Here is a 712-nt window from a genome sequence, read left to right on the forward strand (position 1 = left end):
TTGCCGCTTTCACGAAACGCTTGGTAACCACGCTCAAGGGTTGCCGCTGTAACCAGCAGTTGAGCTACCCGTGGCTTGTGCTCTTCGGAGAACTCGGCCAGGCCGTCATCAGGATTTGAAGTTTTCCACCCTTTCACAATCGTCCGTGGTTTCGGTGTAGAACCCAACATTCCGCCAGCAGAAGCAGTGGTTCACTACCTACCAACGAGGGAGCACTTTAATGGGTGACAAGACCGACAAGAACACAATCGCCTGGCTGGCTCAACCGGAGGAACATGATTATCCGGCTGCGCAGTCCTATCTCAACCTGCTGTATGACGACGCCCACTGCGCCAAGCTGGTGCGCAAGCTGCACGCGGCACCCATGTCGGCCTTCAAAGCCAAGGACATCCTGCGCGCCAGCGGCCTCTCGCCGCTAGGAATGAGCAATGCACATGTGGAGAGGGACCTCAAAAAAATCCGGTCCGGCACCGCTCTGTCACCGCTGCTGCTGGTGCGCCAGGAAGGCCAGCGCACCGTAGTTGCCGACGGCTACCACCGTTTGTGCGCCGTCTATAGCTTCGACGAGGACGCTTCTATCCCTTGCAAGATCGTGTGAGCCGACTCTCGACCTGGCCCAGCTGCACGGTTGTCAGGCACGTACCCCATCATGCGATTGATGATGGAATGGGCCTCGCTGACACCTTGGGTGGCAAGCTGTTGCATATGCTGG

The 712-nt window shown here is 58.0% G+C and carries 1 protein-coding gene; it reads left to right on the forward strand.

The annotated features are described in order from the left end of the window. Positions 1 to 220: 220 nt before the first annotated feature. Entirely contained in the window at positions 221 to 598 is a 378-nt protein-coding gene (locus tag XpopCFBP1817_RS21020; RefSeq protein ID WP_128418500.1) for a hypothetical protein, read from the forward strand. The last annotated feature ends 114 nt before the right edge of the window (positions 599 to 712 follow it).

The organism is Xanthomonas populi (assembly GCF_002940065.1).
Classification (GTDB): domain Bacteria; phylum Pseudomonadota; class Gammaproteobacteria; order Xanthomonadales; family Xanthomonadaceae; genus Xanthomonas; species Xanthomonas populi.

Bases quoted from the DNA above. Each gene is read 5' to 3' on its own strand.
- XpopCFBP1817_RS21020 (WP_128418500.1), top strand. From the start codon at position 221: ATGGGTGACAAGACCGACAAGAACACAATCGCCTGGCTGGCTCAACCG.